Genomic DNA, 18,877 nt, shown 5'->3' on the forward strand with positions numbered 1-18,877 from the left:
CACCTCCGCCGCCCGGTGTTTCCGTCCGTCCTCAGACCTTCAGCGCGTGTGTCGCCGTGGCCCCGCCGTCGGCGACGAACTCGCCGCCCGTGCAGTACGAGCTCTCGTCGCTGGCGAGGAACAGTGCGAGCTCGGCGATCTCCTCCGGCCGGCCGACCCGCCGCAGCGCGACCTTCCGCCCGACCCAGGAAAGGTCCACCTCCGCGCCACCCGCCGCATCCTGCACCATCTTGGTGTCGATCATGCCGGGATGCAGCGAGTTCACCCGGATGTTCCGCTCGCCGAGCTCCAGCGCCGCGACCTTGGTCATCCCGCGGATCGCGAACTTGCTCGCGGTGTAGGCGACGAGGAACGGCATCCCGGCCAGCCCCTCCACGGAGGACACGTTGACGATGGCGCCGCCGCCCGCGGCGGACATCGGCTCAACGACCGAGCGCATCCCGAGAAACGCCCCCACCTGGTTCACCCGGATCACCCGCTCGTAGTCGGCCAACGTCGTCTCGGCGAGCGCGGAGAAGTGCAACACGCCGGCGTTGTTGACCAGCACGGTGAGCGCGCCGAACTCGGTCAACGTGCGCTCCACCGCGCGCGCCCAGTCGTCCTCGTCGCCGACGTCGAGGTGCGTGTAGACCGCCGAGGGGCCGAGCTCGTCGGCCAGCTGCTTGCCCTCGGTGTCGGCCACGTCGGCGACCACCACCTTCGCGCCCTCGGCCACGAACCGCCGCGCGGCCGCGGCGCCCTGGCCGCGGGCCGCGCCGGTGACCAGCGCGACCTTGCCCTCGAGCCGTCCCATCCGCCCGCCTCTCACATCAACTCGCCGGTCAGCGGCATCAGCACCGACTTCAGCTCGGTGTAGGCCTCGATGGACGACAACCCGCCCTCGCGGCCCAACCCGGACTGCTTGAACCCGCCGAAGGGCAGGTGCGGTTCGATCTGGAACCCGTTGATACCGATGGTTCCGGCGCGCAGCCGGCGCGACACGCGGAAGGCGCGCTGCGCGTCGGCGGAGAACACCGCGGCGCCCAGCCCGTACTCGGTGTCGTTGGCCAGCGCCACGGCCTCCTCCTCGTCGTCGAAGGGCACCACGGCCAGCACCGGGCCGAAGATCTCCTCCCTCGCGATGGTCGCCGTGTTGGGCACGTCGGCGAAGATGGTCGGCGCGACGAAGTTGCCCGCGGCCAGCTCGCCCTCGAGCCGCTCGCCGCCGGTCACCAGCCGGGCGCCCTCCTCCTTGCCCCGCTCGATGTAGCCGAGCACGCGGGCGAGCTGCCGCTCGTTGATCAGCGGACAGGAGATCACCGAGGGGTCGAACGGATCGCCGTAGGTCACCGCGGCGGCCATCCCCTGCGCGGCGGTGAGGAAGTCGTCGTAGACGTCGCGCTGCACCAGTGCCCTGGTGTTGGCCACGCACGCCTGGCCGGACAGGCCCATCGTCACCGCGCCCACCACGGTCGCCGCGGCCACCCCGACGTCCGGGGCGTCGGCGAAGACCAGCGCCGGGCTCTTGCCGCCGAGCTCCAGCGACACCCGCTTGAGGGTTCCGGCCGACGCCTCGACGATCCGCCGGCCGACCGCCCTGCTGCCGGTGAAGCTGACCTTGTCGACGTCGCGGTGGGTGATCAGCGCCTCGCCCACCGGGTCGCCGGGTCCGGTCACCACGTTGAGCACCCCGGCTGGCAGCCCGGCCTCGGCGAACAGCTCCACCATGCGCAGCACGGTGAACGTGGCGTACTCCGACGGCTTGAGCACCACCGTGCAGCCGGCGGCCAGCGCCGGCGCGACCTTCTGCGCGAACAGCAGGAACGGGGCGTTCCACGGCAGGATCGCGGCCACGACCCCGATCGGCTCGCGGAACGTCATCGCCAGGTGGTCGCCGCCCTGGTACGGCGGCAGGGTCTGCCCGCCGAGCTTGTCCACCCAGCCGGCGTGGTGGTCGAACACGTCCGCCGCGGCGCCCACCGACGTGGCGTAGATGCTGCCGCTGAACGACAGCGGCACGGAGTTGTCCAGTGCCTGCAGCGAACGCAGCTCCTCGTCGTGCGCGCGGAGCAGGTCGGCGAACCGGCGCAGCACGGCGATCCGGGTGCTGGCCCGGGAGTTGGACCAGGTGCCGGAGTCGAAGGCGCGCCGGGCGGCGGCGACGGCGTCGTCGACGTCGGCCGCCCCGGCGACGGCGAACTCGCCGATCTCCTCCCCCGTCGCCGGGTGGCGGTGGGTCCAGTTCGCCCCTTCCCGCGCCGGTGTCCACTGGCCGTCGAGGTAGAGCTGGCCGGTCTTCAGGCCGAGCGACTCGCGGTGCGGTCGCACGGTGAGCGTCATGATGGCTCCTTCGCGTCGGGGCGGGATCGGTGCGGACGGCTCGCGGGTGGGCGGTCAGGGCAGGTCGAGGATCTCGGGTGTGGCGAACATGCGGTCGGCGTCGCGATCGGCGAAGTAGCCGCCGACGGCACCGGCGAGCTCACCGGTGGTCCAGGTGTCGCCGCCCGCGTCGAACCGGCGCTCGACCGCCGGCGGCGCGAGCAGCGCGACCATGCCGCCGTGCACCACGAACACCTGGCCGGTGATGCGCTCGGCGGCGGGCGAGGCGAGGAACGCGACGAACGGGGCCACGTGGTCCACCGACAGCGGGTCGACCCCCTCGTCCGGAGGTGGGCCGAAGACCGCCTCGGTCATCGCGGTGCGGGCGCGGGGGCAGATGGCGTTGGCGCGCACGCCGTAGCGGGTGGTCGCCCGCGCCGTGGCGACGGTGAGCGCGGCGATGCCGGCCTTGGCGGCGGCGTAGTTGGGCTGCCCGGCCGAGCCGACCAGGAACGCCTCCGACGCGGTGTTCACCAGCCGGCCGTAGATCGGTCCACCCTCCTCTTTGGACCGCCGACGCCAGTGCGCGGTGGCGGCGCGGGTGAGCAGGAAGTGACCGCGCAGGTGCACCCGGACGACGGTGTCCCACTCCTCGTCGGACATCGAGAACACCATCCGGTCGCGCACCACGCCGGCGTTGTTCACCACCACGTCCAACCCGCCGAAGTGCTCGGTCGCGGCGGCCAGCAGCGCGTCGGCGCAGGCCCGCTCGGACACGTCGCCGGCGACCGCGAGCGCCTTGCCGCCGCGGGCCTCGACCTCCTCGACCACCGCGGCCGCCGCCGACTCGGCCAGGTCGTTGACCACGACCGCGGCTCCCGCGGCCGCGAGCGCGAGCGCCTCCGCGCGGCCGATCCCGGCGCCGGCGCCGGTGACGATCGCGGTCCGGCCGGAGAGTCCCGTCCCGCTCACGCCACGGTCACCACCTGGCGGATGACATCGGTGCTGCCCTCCCGCAGCGTGGCCAGCCCGTCGTTGATCTCGGCGAACGTGAGCCGGCGGGAGATCATGCCGTCGAGGTCGAGCAGCCCGGCGCGCCAGAAGGAGATCATCCTGGCGGTGTCCCGGTGGACGTGCGCGGAGCCGTAGAACGATCCGAGGATCTTCTTGTCGTGTAGGAACAACTCCTGCGCGCTGAACTGCACCATCGCGTCGGCCTTGCCCGCGCCGACGACCACGACGCTCCCGCCGCGACGGGCGCTGTCCCACGCCGAGCGGATCGTGGCCGGAAGGCCGACGACGTCGAAGGCGTAGTCGAAGCCCTCGTGCGCAGTGACCGTCTGCTTGAGCTCCTCCAGCCCCTCGGGGGTGGTGGCGTGGGTGGCGCCGAACCGCTTGGCGACGTCGTGCTTGGCGGTCACCGGGTCGACGGCGACGATGGTGGTGGCGCCGGCCAGCCGGGCGCCCTGCAACACGGAGACGCCGACGCCGCCGCAGCCGATCACCACGACCGTCGAGCCGGGCTGGACCCGCGCGGTGTTCAGCACGGCCCCGACACCGGTGAGCACCCCGCAGGCGATGAGCGCGGCCGTCTCGAACGGCACGTCCGGGTCGACCTTGATGGCGCCGGAGGCCGGTACGACCACCTCGTCGGCGAAAGTGCCCAGCCCCCCGTAGCCGAACAGTGGCGTGTCCCCGCGCCGGAAGCGGGGCGAGGAGAACGCCGCGATCGCGTGCACGGCGCACAGGTTGGGCTCGCCGCGCAGGCAGCTCGGACAGGACCCGCAGGGCGGGACGAAGGAGACGGTGACGTGGTCGCCGGGGGTCAGGTGCTCGACGGCCGAGCCGACCTGCAGCACCTCCCCCGCGCCCTCGTGGCCGACCACGCCAGGGGCGAGGGCCGGCAGCGTGCCGTCCATGGCGGAGAGGTCACTGTGGCAGATGCCGGAGGCCCGAACCCCGATCCGCACCTCGTGCGGGCCCGGGTCCACCGTCGTGACGTCGTCGCGCAGCTCGAGCTCGTCGTCGCCGATCGCGTTCAGCACAGCCGCTCTCACTCCGACTGCCTCCCTCGGGCCTCGCCGGGGAGCCGCCGTTGGCTCCCCTCTTCCGGCACACACTAGAATCTGTTCTCGCGATCAGCAAGGGGCAATTGCCGGGCGCTACTCCTTGATGACCAGCGCGTTCCTGGGACAGGAGGCCACTGCTCGCATAACTCGTTCTACCTCACCGTGCGGAGGATTCGGCTGGACGACGCGCAACTCCTCGTCGTCGTCCAGCTCGAACACGGCCGGGGCGATGCCGATGCACACCTCGTTGGCCTCGCACAGCGTGCGGTCGACGCTGACCTCCACGGTCGCCTCCCTGCTTCGTGTCGAAAAACTAGAACTTGTTCTACACTAGCCCGGCGGGCGAGCCCGGCACCAGTTCAACGCCCGAGGTGGAGGTTGAGATGCGCATCGGCTACGCGCCGGAGCACGAGCGGCTCCGCGCCGAGCTCCGGTCCTACTTCGCCGAGCTGATGACCCCCGAGCTGCGCGAGGGTCTGCGTGGCGGGAGTGGGGGTACGCCCGCCACTGGGGGCGGAGTCGGCGGGGGAGAGTACGGCGACGGCACCGCGTACAAGGAGGTCGTGCGGGCCCTCGGGCGGGACGGCTGGCTCGCGCTCGGCTGGCCGAGGGCCTACGGCGGCCAGGAGCGGTCGATGCTCGACCAGCTGATCTTCACCGACGAGGCGGCCGTGGCCGGGGTGCCGGTGCCGTTCCTGACGATCAACACCATCGGGCCGACGATCATGCGGTACGGCACCGACGAGCAGAAGGCGTTCTACCTGCCCCGCATCGCCAGTGGACAGCTGCACTTCTCCATCGGCTACTCGGAACCGGAGGCCGGCACCGACCTCGCGTCACTGCGCACCCGCGCGGTACGCGAGGGCGACGAGTACGTAATCAACGGCCAGAAGATGTGGACGAGCCTGATCGAGTACGCCGACTACGTGTGGTTGGCGGTGCGCACCGACCCGGAGGCGCCCAAGCACAAGGGGCTGAGCATCCTCGTCGTGCCGACCTCCGCCGAGGGTTTCTCGTGGACCAAGGTGCACACGGTGGCCGGCCCCGGCACCAGCGCCACCTACTACCAGGACGTACGGGTGCCGGTGAGCGCGCGGATCGACGAGGAGAACGCCGGCTGGCCGCTGATCACCAACCAGCTCAACCACGAGCGGGTGGCGCTCACCTCGGCCGCGCCGGTGCGCGCGGCGCTGGCCGAGGTGCGGCGGTGGGCGCGGGAGACGACGTTGCCCGGCGGGCGCAGGGTGATCGACCAGGAGTGGGTGCGGCTGCACCTGGCCAGGGTGCACGCCTCCGCCGAGTACCTGACGCTGCGCAACTGGAAGATCGCGTGGGCCGCGGCCGAGAGCGAGCTCGGCCCGGCCGAGGCGTCGGCGACGAAGGTGTTCGGCACCGAGTTCGCCATCGAGGCCTACCGGCTGCTGATGGAGGTCCTCGGCGCCGGCGCGGTGGTCCGCGAGGGCTCACCGGGCGCGCTGCTGCGCGGCCGGATCGAGCGGCTGCACCGGTCCTCGCTGATCCTCACCTTCGGCGGCGGCACCAACGAGGTGCAGCGCGACATCGTCGCCGCGGCCGCCCTCGGCCTTCCCGTCACCCGCTGACCCACGCCCCGGGTGGCGGACCACCCCGCTTCAGACCACGACACGATGGGACCGTTCGCATGGACTTCTCGTTCACCGAGGCGCAGCGCGACCTCGCCGGACTCACCCGGCGCATCCTCGCCGACAAGGTCACCCCGGAGACGCTGGGCCGGCACGGCACCGGCGGCCTCGACCGGACACTGTGGACCGAGCTGGCCCGGGCGGGCGTGGTGGACGCCGCGCTGCCCGCGGCCGTCGGCGGCGGCGGGTACGGGCTGCTCGAGCAGTGCTCGGTGCTGGTCGAGGTGGGCAGGGCGGTCGCGCCGGTGCCCTACCTGCCCACGGTCACCATGGCCGGCGCGGCGCTCGCCGAGTTCGGGCCGGGCTCGGCGGCGGCCGGCCAGGTGCTGGAGCGGTGGCTGGTGCCGGTGCTGCGCGGCGCCAGGGTGCTGGCCGTCGCCCTACCGGACACCGGCGCCCGGTGCGGTGTCGCGGCCGAGTGGGACGGCGCCGGCTGGCGGTTGACCGGGGCGCAGACCGCGGTGCCGTTCGGCGCGTTCGCCGACGGGTTCCTGGTCGCCGCGGACACCCCCGCCGGCGACGCGGTGTTCCTGGTCGACCGCGACGAGCCGGGCGTGGCGGTGGCCGCGCAGGCGGTGGTGGACCACGCCGACGCCGCGCTGGTCGAGCTCGCCGGGGTGCGGCTCGGCGCGGACGCGGTGCTCGGCACGCCGGGCATCGGAGTCACCGGGTGGCTGCGCCGGCGCGGCGCGGTCGGGGTGGCCGCCGTGCAGCTCGGAGTGCTGGAGCGGGCGCTGGAGCTGACCGCGGAACACGCCCGCGCGCGCAAGCAGTTCGACCAGGTGATCGGCGGGTTCCAGGCGGTACGGCAGCGGCTGGCCGACGCCTATCTCGACGTCGAGGCGGTCCGGCTGACCCTGTGGCAGGCGGCGTGGCGGCTGGCGGAGGGGCTGCCGGCCGACGCCGAGGTGGCCACCGCGAAGTTCTGGGCCGCCGAGGCCGGGCACCGCGTCGCGCACACCTGCGTGCACGTCCACGGCGGCGTGGGCATCGACGTCGACTCCCCGATGCACCGCTACTTCGTGGCCGCCAAGCGGGCGGAGTTCACGCTGGGTGGCGCGACCGCGCAGCTGCGGTCGCTGGGCGAATGGCTGGCCTCCGCGAGCGAGCTCCCGGACGAACCGGTGAACGCGGTGGCCCGGCGAACGTCGCCGGCGAGCGTTGGGGAGGAGGGAGCATGAGCGCGCCCGCCACCCCGCCGACCGTCACCGAGCTGCTGCTGGCCCGCCGGGACGACACGCACACCGGGCTGCGCTGGGTGGACACCGATGCCGACCGGGCGTGGTCGTGGGCCGAGCACGTCCAGGGATGCGCCGAGCATGCGGCGGCGGTACGCGCGCTGCTGCCCGCGGGCGGCCCCCCGCACGTCGGGCTGCTGGCGGACAACGTGCCGGAGTCCTCCTTCCTGCTGGGCGGGGCCGCGTTCGGCGGCACCGTGCTGGTGGGGCTCAACCCGACCCGCCGGGGCACCGCGCTGGCCAGGGACGTGCGGCTGGCCGACTGCCGGCTGGTGCTCGCCGACCCGGCCTACGCGCCACTGCTGGCCGGGCTCGACCTCGGTGGCGCCAGGGTGCTCGCCCTGGACGGTCCGGAGTGGACGGGCGCGCTGGCGGCGCACCGCGGGGCCCCGGTCGAGCCGGTGGCCGCGCGGCCGGACGACCTGCTGATGCTGATCTTCACGTCGGGCACCAGCGGCGACCCCAAGGCCGTCCGCTGCACGCACGCCAAGGTCGCCTTCCCCGGCCACATGCTCGCCGAGCGGTTCGGGCTGTCCACCCGGGACGTGGTGTACGTGGCGATGCCGATGTTCCACTCCAACGCCGTGATGGCCGGCTGGTCGGTCGGCCTCGCCGCGGGTGCCACGATCGCGCTGCGCCGGCGGTTCTCGGCGTCGGCGTTCCTCGCCGATGTCCGCAGGGTCGGCGCCACCTACGCCAACTACGTCGGCACCCCGCTGTCCTACGTGCTCGCCACACCGCCGGGGCCGGACGACGCGGACAACCCGCTGCGGCTGGTCTACGGCAACGAGGGCGCCGAGGCGGACCTGACCGCGTTCGCCGAGCGGTTCGGCTGCCACGTGGTCGACGCGTTCGGCTCCACCGAGGGCGGCGTCGGCTTCGCCCGCACCCCGGACACCCCGCCCGGCTCGCTGGGCCGGCTCGTCGACGGCGTGGCGGTGGTGCATCCGGAGACCGGCCGGCCCTGCCCGCCGGCGGAGTTCGGCCCGGACGGCACGCTGCGCAACGCCGAGGAGGCGGTGGGCGAGCTGGTCAACACCACCGGGCCGGGCTGGTTCGCCGGCTACTACGGCGACCCGGCCGCGGAGGCCGAGCGGCTGCGTGACGGCCGATACCACACCGGTGACCTGGCCTACCTGGACGCTGACGGGTTCTGCTACTTCGCCGGCCGGCTCGGCGACTGGCTCCGGGTCGGCGGGGAGAACCTGGGCACCGCGCCGATCGAGCGGGTGCTGCTGCGGCACCCCGCGGTGGCCGAGGCGGCCGTGTACGGGGTGCCGGACCCGTCCGGGATCGGCGACGCGGTCATGGTGGCGCTGGTGCTCGACGGGCCGCTGCCCCCGGAGGCGTTCGGGGAGTTCCTCGCCGCGCAGCGCGACCTGGGACCGCGGCAGTGGCCGCGGTACGTGCGGATCGCCACCGAGCTGCCCCGCACGCCGACGTACAAGGTGCGCAAGCGGGCGCTGGCCGCCGAGGGAACCGGCTGCGCCGACCCGGTGTGGCACCGCGCCGGGCCGGAACCGGTCTACGCGCCGCTGGTCTCCGCCACGGGCGGAGCGGGTTAGTCCGGCGCGGGAATGGGTCGTAGCCGCCGGGGCCCGGTGTCCGGCCGGGACGGCGGCGGGCCCAGCACCACCCGCGCGTTGGCCACGAACGCGCCCTTCGGCGAGGCGAGCACCGGCTCCAGGGCGAGCGAGCGCACCTCCGGGTTGTCCTCGGCCAACGCGGCGACCCGCAGCACGAGCCGCTCCAGCGCGGCGAGGTCGGCCGGCTCGTCGCCGCGGTAGCCGGTGAGCAGCGGCGCGCTGCGCGGCTCCCGCACCAGCGTCGCGGCGTCCACGTCGGTCAGCGGCACGGCGCGGTAGGCCCGGTCGCCGAGCAGCGTGCTGGCCAGCCCGGACAGGCCGAACGACACGAGCGTGCCGAACGAGGGGTCGTCCTGCAGGCCGATCGCGCAGGACAGCCCCTTCGGCGCCATCCGCTGCACGTACACCTCGTCCTCGCCGGAGACCTCCCGCAGGTCGCGGTAGCTGGTGCGCACCGAGTCCGGTGACGTCAGGTCGAGCCGCACGCCCACCAGGTCGGCCCGGCCGCGCAGCCGCTCGTCCACCGACTTCAGCGCCACCGGGTAGCCCAACTCGCCGGCGGCGGCGACCGCGGTCTCGGCGTCGGCCACCACCCGGAACGGCACGATCTCGATGCCGTAGCACTCCAGCAGCCGGACCACGTCGTCGTCCTCCAACACCGTGGTCCCGCCGCCGGCGGGCTCCACCAGCTCCCGGACGATCGCCTGCGCACGGGCCGGGTGCAGCTCGGCGGGACGCACCAGGCTGCCCTGCGGCCGCTGCCGCCACGCGGCGTACCGGATCACCCTCGCCAGCGCGTTCACCGCCCGCTCCGGACTGGGGTAGGACGGGATCGAGCCGCGGGTCGGGGCACCGTCGTCGTCGAGCACCGCCAGCTCCGCCGGCACACCCTCCGCGGCGAGGAACGTGGACACGATCGGCTTCTCCCCCTGCCGCCCGGTCTCGACGACGGCCTCCCGCAGCGCCCGCGCGTAGCTGGTGCCGGGGATCGCCACCGGGGGCACGAACACCACGACCAGCGCGTCGACGTCCGGGGAGCTGAGCGCCTCGCCGACGGCCGCGGCGAACTCCTCAGGGCCGGCCTGCGGGCCCACGTCCACCGGGTCGATGCCCAGCCGCAGGCCCTGCGCCCGCGCGGTGTCGGCGGCGAGCAGGCCGATGGCGCTGGAGTTGCCCACGATGCCCACCCGCGAGCCCGCGGGAAGCGGCTGGTGGGCGAACACCAACGCGGTGTCGAAGAGCTGGGCGAGGGTGTCCACCCTGATCACGCCGGCCTGCTCGAACAGCGCCTGCACGCTCGACTCGTCGACCTCGGCGGAGGTGGCGGCCAGCTGCGGACGCACCGCGTGCCGGCCGGACTTCACCGCGACGATCGGCTTGTTGCGGCCGAGCCGGCGGGCCAACCGGGCGAACTTGCGCGGGTTGCCGAACGACTCGAGGTACAACAGCACCAGGTCGGTGTTCGGGTCGCTCTCCCAGTACTGCAGCAGGTCGTTGCCGGAGACGTCGGCGCGGTTGCCGGCGGAGACGAAGGTGGACAGGCCGAGCCCGCGGGCCTCGGCGTCGGCGAGGATCGCGATGCCCAGCGCACCGGACTGGCAGAAGAACCCGGTGCGACCCCGCTTGGGCAGCCGCGGCGCCAGCGTCGCGTTGAGCCGCACCGCGCGGTCGGTGTTCAGCACGCCGAGCGCGTTCGGGCCGACCACCCGCATGCCGTGCGCCCTGGCCTCGCCGACGAGGCGCAGCTCGGCGTGCAACCCGTGCGGCCCCGCCTCGGCGAACCCGGCGGAGACGATGAGCAGCGTCTTGACGCCCTTCTCCAGCGCGCCGTCGAGCACCGACTCCACCGACTCGGCGGGCACCGCGACCACGGCGAGGTCCACCGCGTCCGGGATGTCGGTCACCGAGGGGTAGGCGCGCACGCCGCGCACCGACCGGTGCTCCGGGTTGACCGGGTACACCGTGCCGGCGAAGTCGGCGGACAGCAGGTTGGTGAGCACCGCGTAACCGATCTTGGTGGGGTCGGTGGACGCGCCGATGACCGCCACCGAGCGCGGGTGCAGCAGGTTGTGCACGCTGCGCGCCTCGGCGGCCTGCTCGCGGGCGCGGGCCACCGCCAGCGACTCCTCGGTGGGGTCGATGTCGAACTCCAGGTGCACCACGCCCTCCTCGAACGAGCGGGTGACCTGGTAGCCGGCGTCCCGGAACACCCGCACCATCTGGGTGTTCTCGGCGAGCACCTCGGCGACGAACCGGCGCAGGCCGCGCTCGGAGGCCGCGGCGGCGAGGTGCTCCAACAGGATCGAGCCGAGGCCGCGGCCCTGGTGGGCGTCGTCGACGACGAACGCGACCTCGGCCGAGTCGCGGTCGCCGAGCCGCTCGTACCGGCCGACCGCGACGATGTCGTCGCCCAGCAGCGCCACGAACGCCACCCGACCGTGGTGGTCGACGACGGAGAACCGCTCCAGGTCGCGCGCCGGGATGCGCGGGTAGGCGCCGAAGTAGCGGAGGTAGCGGGTGCGCTCGGACAACCGGGCGTGCAGGGCGACCAGTCCGTCGGCGTCGGAGGGGACGACGGGGCGCAGGTGCACCGTGCCGCCGTCGCTGAGCACGACGTCGGCCTCCCAGTGCCGGGGGTAGTCGTACGGGTCGGTCTTCTCGGTGTTCTCGGTGTTCTCGCTGGTCATCGCGCGGCCTCCCGCTCAGTCCCTGGGGTCGTCCGGGTCCAGCCCGTGCAGGGGGAAGACGGCGCGGCGGGTGTCGCGGATGGCGACGTCGACCGGCTCGTCCACGCCGTCGCCCCACGGGCGGTAGTCCGTGGGGCGGCCGTCGGTCATCGCGGCCGGCAGCTCGGCCGACGGCGCGGCGCGCAGGACGTCGTTGACCCACGTCAGGGGCAGCGGGGTGTCCGGCGGGACGTCACGGTCGAGCACGGTGGCGATCAGGTGGGTCCACGAGCGGGGCACGACGCGGATCAGCTGGTAGCCACCGCCGCCGACGGCCAGCCAGCGGCCGCCGGCGTGCTTCTCGGCGAGCTCGCGCAGGGTGCGGTAGATGGCGCGGTGGCCGTCGACGGAGAGGGCGAGGTCGGCCAGCGGGTCCTCCTCGTGGGAGTCCACGCCGCACTGGGTGACCAACACCTGCGGGCGGAACTCGGCGAGCAGGGCGGGGACGACGGCGGAGAAGGCACGCAGCCAGCCGGGGTCGCGGGTTCCCGGTGGGAGGGGGATGTTCACCGAGCTGCCCTCGGCGCCGGCGGCGCCGACCTCGCTGGCGTAGCCGGTGCCCGGCCACAGGGTGAAGGGGTGCTGGTGCAGGGAGATGGTGAGCACCCGTGGGTCGGTGTAGAAGGCGGCCTGCACGCCGTCGCCGTGGTGCACGTCGGTGTCCACATAGGCCACCCGGTCGAAGCCGTGGTCGAGCAGCCAGTCGATGGCGATCGCGCAGTCGTTGTAGACGCAGAAGCCGGCGGCGCGGTCGCGCATGGCGTGGTGGAGGCCGCCGGCGATGTTGACCACCCGGGTGGACTCGCCGGCGGCCAGCCGGCGGGCGGCGAGCAGGGTGGAACCGACGACCAGCGCGGACGACTCGTGCATGCCGGCGAAGACCGGGTTGTCCTCGGTGCCGAGGCCGTGAGCCAGCTCGGCGCCGGTCATCGGGGCGCGCTTGACGGCCTCCAGGTACTCGGGGCTGTGTGCCCGGTGGAGCTCCTCCTCGATGGCCGGCTCCGGGACGAGCAGCGGGACGTCGGCGAGCACCCCCAGCTCGGTGGCGAGGCGGATGGTGAGCTCCAGCCGCACCGGGTTGAACGGGTGGTCGCCGCCGAGGTCGTACGCCAGCAGTGCGGGATCCCAGACGACGGAGGCAGGCATAACGGAAAGCGTAGCCCGCCCCCGCGCCCCCCGATGATCGCCGACACCCGCCCCATGCAGTTCGAGGTCGCCACCCCCATCGCCGTGTTGGCCGCCCGCGTCGCTGTGTTGGCCACCTGCGTCGCTGTGCTGGCCGCCCACATCGCTGTGTTGGCCGCCCGCGTCAGCGTGTTCACCACCCTCGTCGCCGCGTTGGCCGCGTTGGCCGCCCGCGTCGGTATCGGCCGGCGGTGGCGTCGTGTTCCCCGCCCGCATCGGCGTATCGACCACGGGCATCGTCGGCGTGTTGGCCCGGCGGCGCCGACGCAGGGGCGGTTCGTGGCATCCCCCGGTTCGCGCCGATGCCGGAGCAGGCCGACCGCGCAACGCCAACGCGGCGACGCGAAGGGCGAACACGGCGACGGGAACGGCGAACACGCGGGCGACACTCCTGCGCGGGCCGTTCCCGCTCGGCAGGCGCCGTCGTGTCGAGAGCGCGGCCGTGCGGCACCCGCGGCATCGCGCCCGTCGTGCGACGCCCTGGGGGTGTGGTGTGGTCAGCCGGGGGCGTCGCCGGTGGCGACCGGACGGTCGGGGTCGGCCGACCAGTTCGACCAGGAGCCCGCGTACAGCGCCGCGGGCTCGGGCCGGCCGGCGGCCTCGAGCGCGAGGACCACGGAGCAGGCGGTGACCCCGGAGCCGCAGTACGCGCCGACCGGCACGTCCGGGCGCGCGTCCAGCGCCGCGAAGTGCTCGGCCAGTTCGGCTGGCGAGCGCCACCGGCCGCCCGGCCCGAGGTGGGCGGTGAACGGGGCGTTACGGGCACCGGGGACGTGCCCGGCGCGGGGGTCGACGGGCTCGGTCCGGCCGGTGTACCGCTCGGGGGCGCGGGCGTCGAGCAGCACGCCGGCGCGGGCCAGCGCGGCCGCACCGTCGGCGTCGAGCACGGGCATGGCGCCGGGCCGGACCTCGATGTCGCCGCGGGCGGGCTCGGGGACCTCGTCGGTGACCGGCCGGCCCTCGGCGACCCATGCGGCGTATCCACCGTCGAGCACCGCCACCTCGGGGTGGCCGGCCCAGCGCAGCAGCCACCACGCGCGGGCCGCCACCGAGCCGTCGCCGTCGTCATAGGCCACCACCGGGTGACCGCGGCGTACCCCGGCCGCCCGGAGCGCCTCCTGCAGCCGTGCCGGGTCGGGGAGCGGGTGCCGGCCGGCGGGACCGGGCGGGCCGGCCAGCTGGGTGTCGAGGTCGACGAACACCGCGCCGGGAAGGTGGGCCTCCCGGTAGGAGTCGACGCCGGGCGGGCCGGCCAGCCGCCACCGCACGTCGAGCAGCACCGGTCGGCGCTCGGAGACGTCGTCGAGCCGCGCGGCGAGCGCCGCCGTCGAGATCAACGGAGCCATCCTGACATCCTCCACATCGGACCAGCGGGAGCGGAGCGCGTCGCCACGGTGGACGCTACTCGACCTGGCGCACCATGGCCCACACCGCCACCCGCGGGCCGCCGCGTCGTCCGTGGGAGGGACAGGGGACAACACCGCGGTGGTTGACCCCGCCCACTACTGAGGGAACCGAACGCCGCACCACACGGCGACCGGACGTACAAGACGCGGTCGCCGACGCACGCAGCACGGAGCCCCCTGGCCCCCCGACCGTCACGTGAGCCCCGCCGCTCCGAGCGGCACGCGACCTGCCCGCTCCGCGGTCCCACGCGGCCGGAACAAGCCCTGTCCCGGGTACCAGCGACACCCACCCCGGCACCGCCGTGTCACCGGTGCCGAGCGGCAGGTGTTGGCAGTCGCCAGGGCGCGGAGACACCGTCGTCCTGCCCGGCACGCCCCTGGCCGGCACCGCCGACCCGGCACGCCCGCACGACCGGCACTTCGGCACTCCGCCGAGCACGCCTCGGGCAGGGCGGGTCACCAGCCACCCGACTCGCGATCCCTACCCCACCTCCGGGACAGAACCTCGGCGTCGCGTCCCCCACACCCCAGGAACGCCAGCTCACCAGCTACCCGACCCGCGATCCCTACCCGGTTGCCGTGGCAGAACCTCGGCGTCGCGTCCCCCGCTCGCCTGGCCGGCCAGGTCACCAGCGGCCGAAGCCCCCCTCGACACCTCCACGCGCACCGACTCGACATCCCACCCCGGCATGCCCACGGCACCGCGTCACCAGCGCCCCAACCCGCGACTCGCCGTTGCCCACCTCCGCGGCCAGTGCCTCGACCTCGCGTCCCCGCACGCCTGGCGTGACAGTTCCTCAGCGCTCGACGCGCGACCCTCGCGCCCCGCCGTGGCCCACGGCGGCGTTCGGAGGGTGGCCCGCGTGCTCCCGCCGGTGTCGATGTCCCGGGCGGTCGATGCCCGCGACCGGCCACGCGTCGGCCCGTTCCTGGCCGCCACGCCGGCGCCGCCGGGGACCACCCGCCTCAGTGGAATCACGCAGCGTGCCGGTCAGCGGGCATGGTTTTCCCCCTCACCTGCCAATTCCGTCGGGACCAGTGACTACCATGGATAACGCGGACGAAGGGGACAGCGTGAACGATCTCATCGACACCACCGAGATGTACCTGCGGACCATCTTCGAGCTCGAAGAGGAGGGTGTCGTGCCGCTGCGCGCGCGCATCGCGGAGCGCCTGCAGCAGAGCGGCCCCACCGTGAGTCAGACGGTCGCCAGGATGGAGCGGGACGGTCTGGTGGTGGTGGCCGACGACCGGCATCTGCAACTCACCGAGCACGGTCGCGACCTCGCCGTCGCCGTGATGCGCAAGCACCGCCTCGCCGAGCGCCTGCTGGTCGATGTGATCGGGCTGGAGTGGGAGCACGTGCACAACGAGGCGTGCCGGTGGGAGCACGTGATGAGCGAGGCGGTGGAGCGCAAGCTGGTGAAGCTGCTGGGTCACCCCACCACGTCCCCGTACGGCAACCCCATTCCCGGGCTGGACAAACTCGACGCGGGCGAGCCGGCCCCGCCCGCCGAGGCGGACCTGATTCGGCTCGACGAGTTCGCGCGGACCGGCGGGGGCACCGTCGAGGTGCGCCGCATCGCCGAGCACGTGCAGCTGGACGAGTCGCTGATGACCGAGCTGAAGTCGGTCGGTGTGGTGCCGGGGGCGACGGTCAAGGTCGGCAAGGCCGACGGCGGCTCCAGCGTCGAGATCAGCGGCGAGAACACCAGCATGCGGGTGCCCAACTCGGTGCTGCACGCGGTACTCGCCCAGGCGCGGTGAGCGCGGCGACGGGTTGACCACGAGGAGTGAGCGGCCGGCGGTCGTGGCCGCCGAGGCCTTCCGCACGCTGCACGGGCACGACCCGACGGGGATCTGGTCCGCTCCCGGCCGGGTGAACCTGATCGGGGAGCACACCGACTACAACGACGGCTTCGTGTTGCCGTTCGCGCTTCCGCACCGCCTCGCCGCGGCGGGCGCGGCGCGTGCCGACGGGGTGCTCACGGTGGCCACGGTCGGCTCCGACGGGCGGATCCAGCAGGCCGAGCCGTTGCGTGTCCCGCAGCTGCGGCCGGGCGGTGATCTCGGCTGGGTGACGTACCCGGCGGGGGTGGCGTGGGTGCTGCGCGAGCAGGGTGTCGACGGCGGCGCCGACCTCGTGCTGGCGGGTGACGTGCCGACCGGCGCGGGCCTGTCGTCGTCGGCGGCGCTGGAGTGCGCCGTGGCGCTGGCGCTGTTGGGGCTGGCCGGCCGCGACGACCCCGACGACCGGGCCAGGGCGGAGATCGCCCGGTGGGCCCAGCGCGCGGAGAACGAGTTCGTCGGCGTCCCCACCGGCGTGCTCGACCAGATGGCGTCGCTGTGCTGCGTCGAGGGGCACGCGCTGTTCCTCGACGTGCGCACGGGCGAACGGGAGCAGGTGCCGTTCGACGCGGCGGCCGCGGGACTGCGGGTCCTGGTGGTGGACACGCGGGTGAAGCACGCGCTCGGCGACTCCGGGTACGGCGACCGGCGGCGCGGCACCGAGCGGGCGGCCGAGCTGCTCGGGGTGGAGGCCCTGCGGGACGTCACCCCCGAGGGCCTGCCCACGGCGCTCGACGCGGTGCCCGCGAAGCTGCGACCACTCGTCCGGCACGTGGTCACCGAGAACGAGCGGGTGCTCCGCACGGTCGAGCTGCTCGCCGACGGGCGCCTCGTCGACGTCGGGCCCCTGCTCGACGCCTCGCACCGCAGCCTGCGCGACGACTACCGGGTGTCCGCGCCCGAGCTGGACCTCGCGGTGGACGCCGCCCGGGAGGCGGGGGCACTCGGCGCGCGAATGATCGGCGGCGGCTTCGGCGGGTCGGCGATCGCACTGGTGCGGGCCGACGGCCAGGAGGCGGTCGAGGACGCCGTGACCGCCGGCTTCGCCAGGGCGGGCTTCCGCGCACCCCGTATCTTCGTCGCCGTTCCCGCCGCCGGCGCGGGGCGCGAGTAGGAGCCGCGGCCCGCCCGTGCCTCCCGATCAGTCAGCGGTGGTCCCTCTCGCAGCCACGATCACGGGCACCATGAACCTGGCGTTGGCGACACCCCGGACACGCGCTCGCCGTCGCCCACACCCACTCGCCGAATCCGATCCACGTCCGTGGCGACACTCTCGACAAGCTGGACCCGCCGAGCGAGCTTCGACGACGGAACCCCGCTGAAACAGGGAATCCCGTCGGACAGCACGGACCCTGTGCCGGCCTTGCCTTTCCCCGGGCCCCCGCCCCCACCCCCTCCCCTCCCCGACGTAACGAGCCGACGACGAGCGCGCACGACGCTCCTCGCGCGGCTCGCGATGTCGCCGCGCGTGCCAGCCGTCGCCGGTACGTGTGCCGGTCGCGTTCGTCCGCGCCCGACCGCGTGGCTGGGGCCGCCAGCGCAGGGGCCGCGCTCGGCGCGTTCCGCGTTGCCGCCGGCGGGGACCGGCCGAGCGGCCCGCGGCGGCGGCGCTTTGTCACACTGTCACCGCTGGTGACGGACTCCGCGCTCGGTCGGCCCTGCCCGTGGGACCAGCGGGACGACGCCTGGTCGGAGCGGACCGGGACGGTCGAGATACGGTGACGAGTGTTGTGGCGGCGAGCACATCGCTCCCCCTCCCTCCTGTGAGAAAGGCCAGGACGACCCATGGCAACCGACAAGCCGAGCAAGCCCCTGAAGCTGGTGGTCACGGGCGGTGCCGGCTATATCGGCAGCGTGTGCACCGCCCGCCTGCTCGAAGCGGGTCACGAGGTGGTCGTGGTCGACGATCTCTCCACCGGCCACGCCGACGCCGTCCCCTCCGGCGCGCGCTTCGTCGAGGGCGACGCGGCCGAGGTCGCGGGCACCCTGCTCGCCGAACGCTTCGACGGCGTGCTGCACTTCGCCGCCAAGTCCCTGGTCGGCGAGTCCATGCAGGACCCGGGCACCTACTGGCGCGGCAACGTCGTCACCTCCCTCCGACTCCTCGACGCCATGCGGGCGCACGGCACCCCCCGCCTGGTGTTCTCCTCCACCGCGGCGACCTACGGCGAACCGGAACAGACGCCCATCCCGGAGACCGCCCCGACGCGGCCGACCAACACCTACGGCGCCACGAAGCTCGCCATCGACCACGCGATCACCAGCTACGCGCGGGCGCACGGGCTCGCCGCGGTGAGCCTGCGGTACTTCAACGTGGCCGGGGCCCACGGCGAGCTCGGCGAGCGGCACGCCACCGAGACCCACCTCATCCCGCTCGTGCTCCAGGTCGCCGCCGGGCGGCGCGAGCAGGTGCAGATCTACGGCGACGACTACCCCACCGACGACGGCACCGCCATTCGCGACTACATCCACGTCACCGACCTCGCCGACGCGCACCTCCTCGCCCTGGAGCACGCCCAGCCGGGCCACCACCGCATCTACAACCTGGGTAACGGCGCCGGCTTCTCGGTACGCCAGGTGATCGAGACGTGCCGGGAGGTGACCGGCCACCCGATCCCGGCCGTGGTCGCCCCGCGGCGGGCGGGCGACCCCGCGGTACTCGTGGCCGCCAGCGACCGGGCCCGCGAGGAGCTCGGCTGGAAGCCCGAACGCGCTGACCTTCGGACAATGGTGTCCGACGCGTGGGAGTTCCACCGCGGTCGCCACGGCGCCCGGTAGCCACCGGAGCACCGCCACCCGGAGCCCGGCCGCTGGTCGGCGGTGGCCGGGCGCGACACCCGGCTCGTCCACAAGGATCGCG

General features: G+C 74.1%; 14 protein-coding genes. 6 read left to right on the forward strand and 8 right to left on the reverse strand.

Annotation, left to right across the window (positions count from 1 at the left end; translation table 11 throughout):
- Positions 1 to 31: 31 nt before the first annotated feature.
- The 5 genes from BM051_RS18320 to BM051_RS18340 all read right to left on the reverse strand — a co-directional run bounded on the left by BM051_RS18320 (position 32) and on the right by BM051_RS18340 (position 4,652).
- Positions 32 to 793, reverse strand: a complete 762-nt coding sequence (locus tag BM051_RS18320; RefSeq protein ID WP_092531554.1) for a glucose 1-dehydrogenase — start codon at positions 791 to 793, stop codon at positions 32 to 34.
- A gap of 11 nt (positions 794 to 804) precedes the next feature.
- Positions 805 to 2,319: an aldehyde dehydrogenase family protein gene (locus BM051_RS18325; RefSeq protein WP_092531556.1), complete on the reverse strand. Its 1,515-nt coding sequence runs from the start codon at positions 2,317 to 2,319 to the stop codon at positions 805 to 807.
- Positions 2,320 to 2,373: 54 nt separating this feature from the next.
- Positions 2,374 to 3,270 (reverse strand): 3-oxoacyl-ACP reductase, encoded by an 897-nt coding sequence (locus BM051_RS18330; protein WP_092531558.1) that lies wholly within the window; start codon positions 3,268 to 3,270, stop codon positions 2,374 to 2,376.
- Entirely contained in the window at positions 3,267 to 4,355 is a 1,089-nt protein-coding gene (locus BM051_RS18335; protein ID WP_092531560.1) for a zinc-binding dehydrogenase, read from the reverse strand. The genes BM051_RS18330 and BM051_RS18335 overlap by 4 nt, the downstream gene beginning before the upstream one ends.
- Positions 4,356 to 4,460: 105 nt before the next feature.
- Complete coding sequence (locus BM051_RS18340; protein WP_092531562.1) at positions 4,461 to 4,652, reverse strand: ferredoxin; 192 nt, start codon at positions 4,650 to 4,652, stop codon at positions 4,461 to 4,463.
- 98 nt (positions 4,653 to 4,750) lie between these two features.
- Here BM051_RS18340 and BM051_RS18345 point away from each other — a divergent pair, with 98 nt between their 5' ends.
- From BM051_RS18345 to BM051_RS18355, 3 genes are read left to right on the forward strand one after another with little or no spacing between them, the layout of a single operon-like run.
- On the forward strand, positions 4,751 to 5,968 hold the full coding sequence (locus tag BM051_RS18345; RefSeq protein ID WP_092531564.1) for an acyl-CoA dehydrogenase family protein: 1,218 nt from the start codon (positions 4,751 to 4,753) through the stop codon (positions 5,966 to 5,968).
- Positions 5,969 to 6,027: 59 nt separating this feature from the next.
- The gene (locus tag BM051_RS18350) at positions 6,028 to 7,209 is read left to right on the forward strand and encodes an acyl-CoA dehydrogenase family protein (protein WP_092531566.1); all 1,182 of its coding nucleotides are present in this window, start codon (positions 6,028 to 6,030) and stop codon (positions 7,207 to 7,209) included.
- Positions 7,206 to 8,831, forward strand: a complete 1,626-nt coding sequence (locus BM051_RS18355; RefSeq protein WP_092531568.1) for a long-chain-fatty-acid--CoA ligase — start codon at positions 7,206 to 7,208, stop codon at positions 8,829 to 8,831. Before BM051_RS18350 ends, BM051_RS18355 begins: the two co-directional genes overlap by 4 nt.
- Here BM051_RS18355 and BM051_RS18360 read toward each other — a convergent pair.
- From BM051_RS18360 to BM051_RS18370, 3 genes are all read right to left on the reverse strand, one after another.
- Complete coding sequence (locus BM051_RS18360) at positions 8,828 to 11,539, reverse strand: bifunctional acetate--CoA ligase family protein/GNAT family N-acetyltransferase (protein WP_092531570.1); 2,712 nt, start codon at positions 11,537 to 11,539, stop codon at positions 8,828 to 8,830. The genes BM051_RS18355 and BM051_RS18360 overlap by 4 nt on opposite strands.
- Positions 11,540 to 11,554: 15 nt before the next feature.
- Positions 11,555 to 12,724, reverse strand: coding sequence for an acetoin utilization protein AcuC (locus tag BM051_RS18365; RefSeq protein ID WP_092531572.1), 1,170 nt, complete (start codon positions 12,722 to 12,724; stop codon positions 11,555 to 11,557).
- Positions 12,725 to 13,260: 536 nt separating this feature from the next.
- Entirely contained in the window at positions 13,261 to 14,109 is an 849-nt protein-coding gene (locus BM051_RS18370; protein WP_092531574.1) for a sulfurtransferase, read from the reverse strand.
- Between the two features lie 1,107 nt (positions 14,110 to 15,216).
- On the opposite strand from BM051_RS18370, the gene BM051_RS18375 reads away from it, so the two are divergent.
- The 3 genes from BM051_RS18375 (at position 15,217) to galE (ending at position 18,795) form a co-directional block, all read left to right on the forward strand.
- Entirely contained in the window at positions 15,217 to 15,936 is a 720-nt protein-coding gene (locus tag BM051_RS18375; protein ID WP_092531576.1) for an iron-dependent transcriptional repressor DtxR, read from the forward strand.
- Positions 15,937 to 15,949: 13 nt separating this feature from the next.
- The gene (gene galK / locus BM051_RS18380; protein ID WP_243859303.1) at positions 15,950 to 17,131 is read left to right on the forward strand and encodes a galactokinase; all 1,182 of its coding nucleotides are present in this window, start codon (positions 15,950 to 15,952) and stop codon (positions 17,129 to 17,131) included.
- 671 nt (positions 17,132 to 17,802) lie between these two features.
- Positions 17,803 to 18,795: a UDP-glucose 4-epimerase GalE gene (gene galE / locus BM051_RS18385; protein WP_092531580.1), complete on the forward strand. Its 993-nt coding sequence runs from the start codon at positions 17,803 to 17,805 to the stop codon at positions 18,793 to 18,795.
- Positions 18,796 to 18,877: the final 82 nt, after the last annotated feature.

It is taken from the genome of Amycolatopsis arida (assembly GCF_900115565.1).
In the GTDB taxonomy this organism is placed as follows: Bacteria; Actinomycetota; Actinomycetes; order Mycobacteriales; family Pseudonocardiaceae; genus Yuhushiella; species Yuhushiella arida.

What these genes read in the sequence shown, in the direction of transcription:
- BM051_RS18350 (WP_092531566.1), top strand. Translation starts at nt 6,028, where the DNA reads ATGGACTTCTCGTTCACCGAGGCGCAGCGCGACCTCGCCGGACTCACC.
- BM051_RS18370 (WP_092531574.1), bottom strand. Translation starts at nt 14,109, where the DNA reads ATGGCTCCGTTGATCTCGACGGCGGCGCTCGCCGCGCGGCTCGACGAC.
- BM051_RS18320 (WP_092531554.1), bottom strand. Translation starts at nt 793, where the DNA reads ATGGGACGGCTCGAGGGCAAGGTCGCGCTGGTCACCGGCGCGGCCCGC.
- BM051_RS18345 (WP_092531564.1), top strand. Translation starts at nt 4,751, where the DNA reads ATGCGCATCGGCTACGCGCCGGAGCACGAGCGGCTCCGCGCCGAGCTC.
- galE (WP_092531580.1), top strand. Translation starts at nt 17,803, where the DNA reads ATGGCAACCGACAAGCCGAGCAAGCCCCTGAAGCTGGTGGTCACGGGC.
- BM051_RS18360 (WP_092531570.1), bottom strand. Translation starts at nt 11,539, where the DNA reads ATGACCAGCGAGAACACCGAGAACACCGAGAAGACCGACCCGTACGAC.
- BM051_RS18355 (WP_092531568.1), top strand. Translation starts at nt 7,206, where the DNA reads ATGAGCGCGCCCGCCACCCCGCCGACCGTCACCGAGCTGCTGCTGGCC.
- BM051_RS18375 (WP_092531576.1), top strand. Translation starts at nt 15,217, where the DNA reads ATGGATAACGCGGACGAAGGGGACAGCGTGAACGATCTCATCGACACC.
- BM051_RS18365 (WP_092531572.1), bottom strand. Translation starts at nt 12,724, where the DNA reads ATGCCTGCCTCCGTCGTCTGGGATCCCGCACTGCTGGCGTACGACCTC.
- BM051_RS18325 (WP_092531556.1), bottom strand. Translation starts at nt 2,319, where the DNA reads ATGACGCTCACCGTGCGACCGCACCGCGAGTCGCTCGGCCTGAAGACC.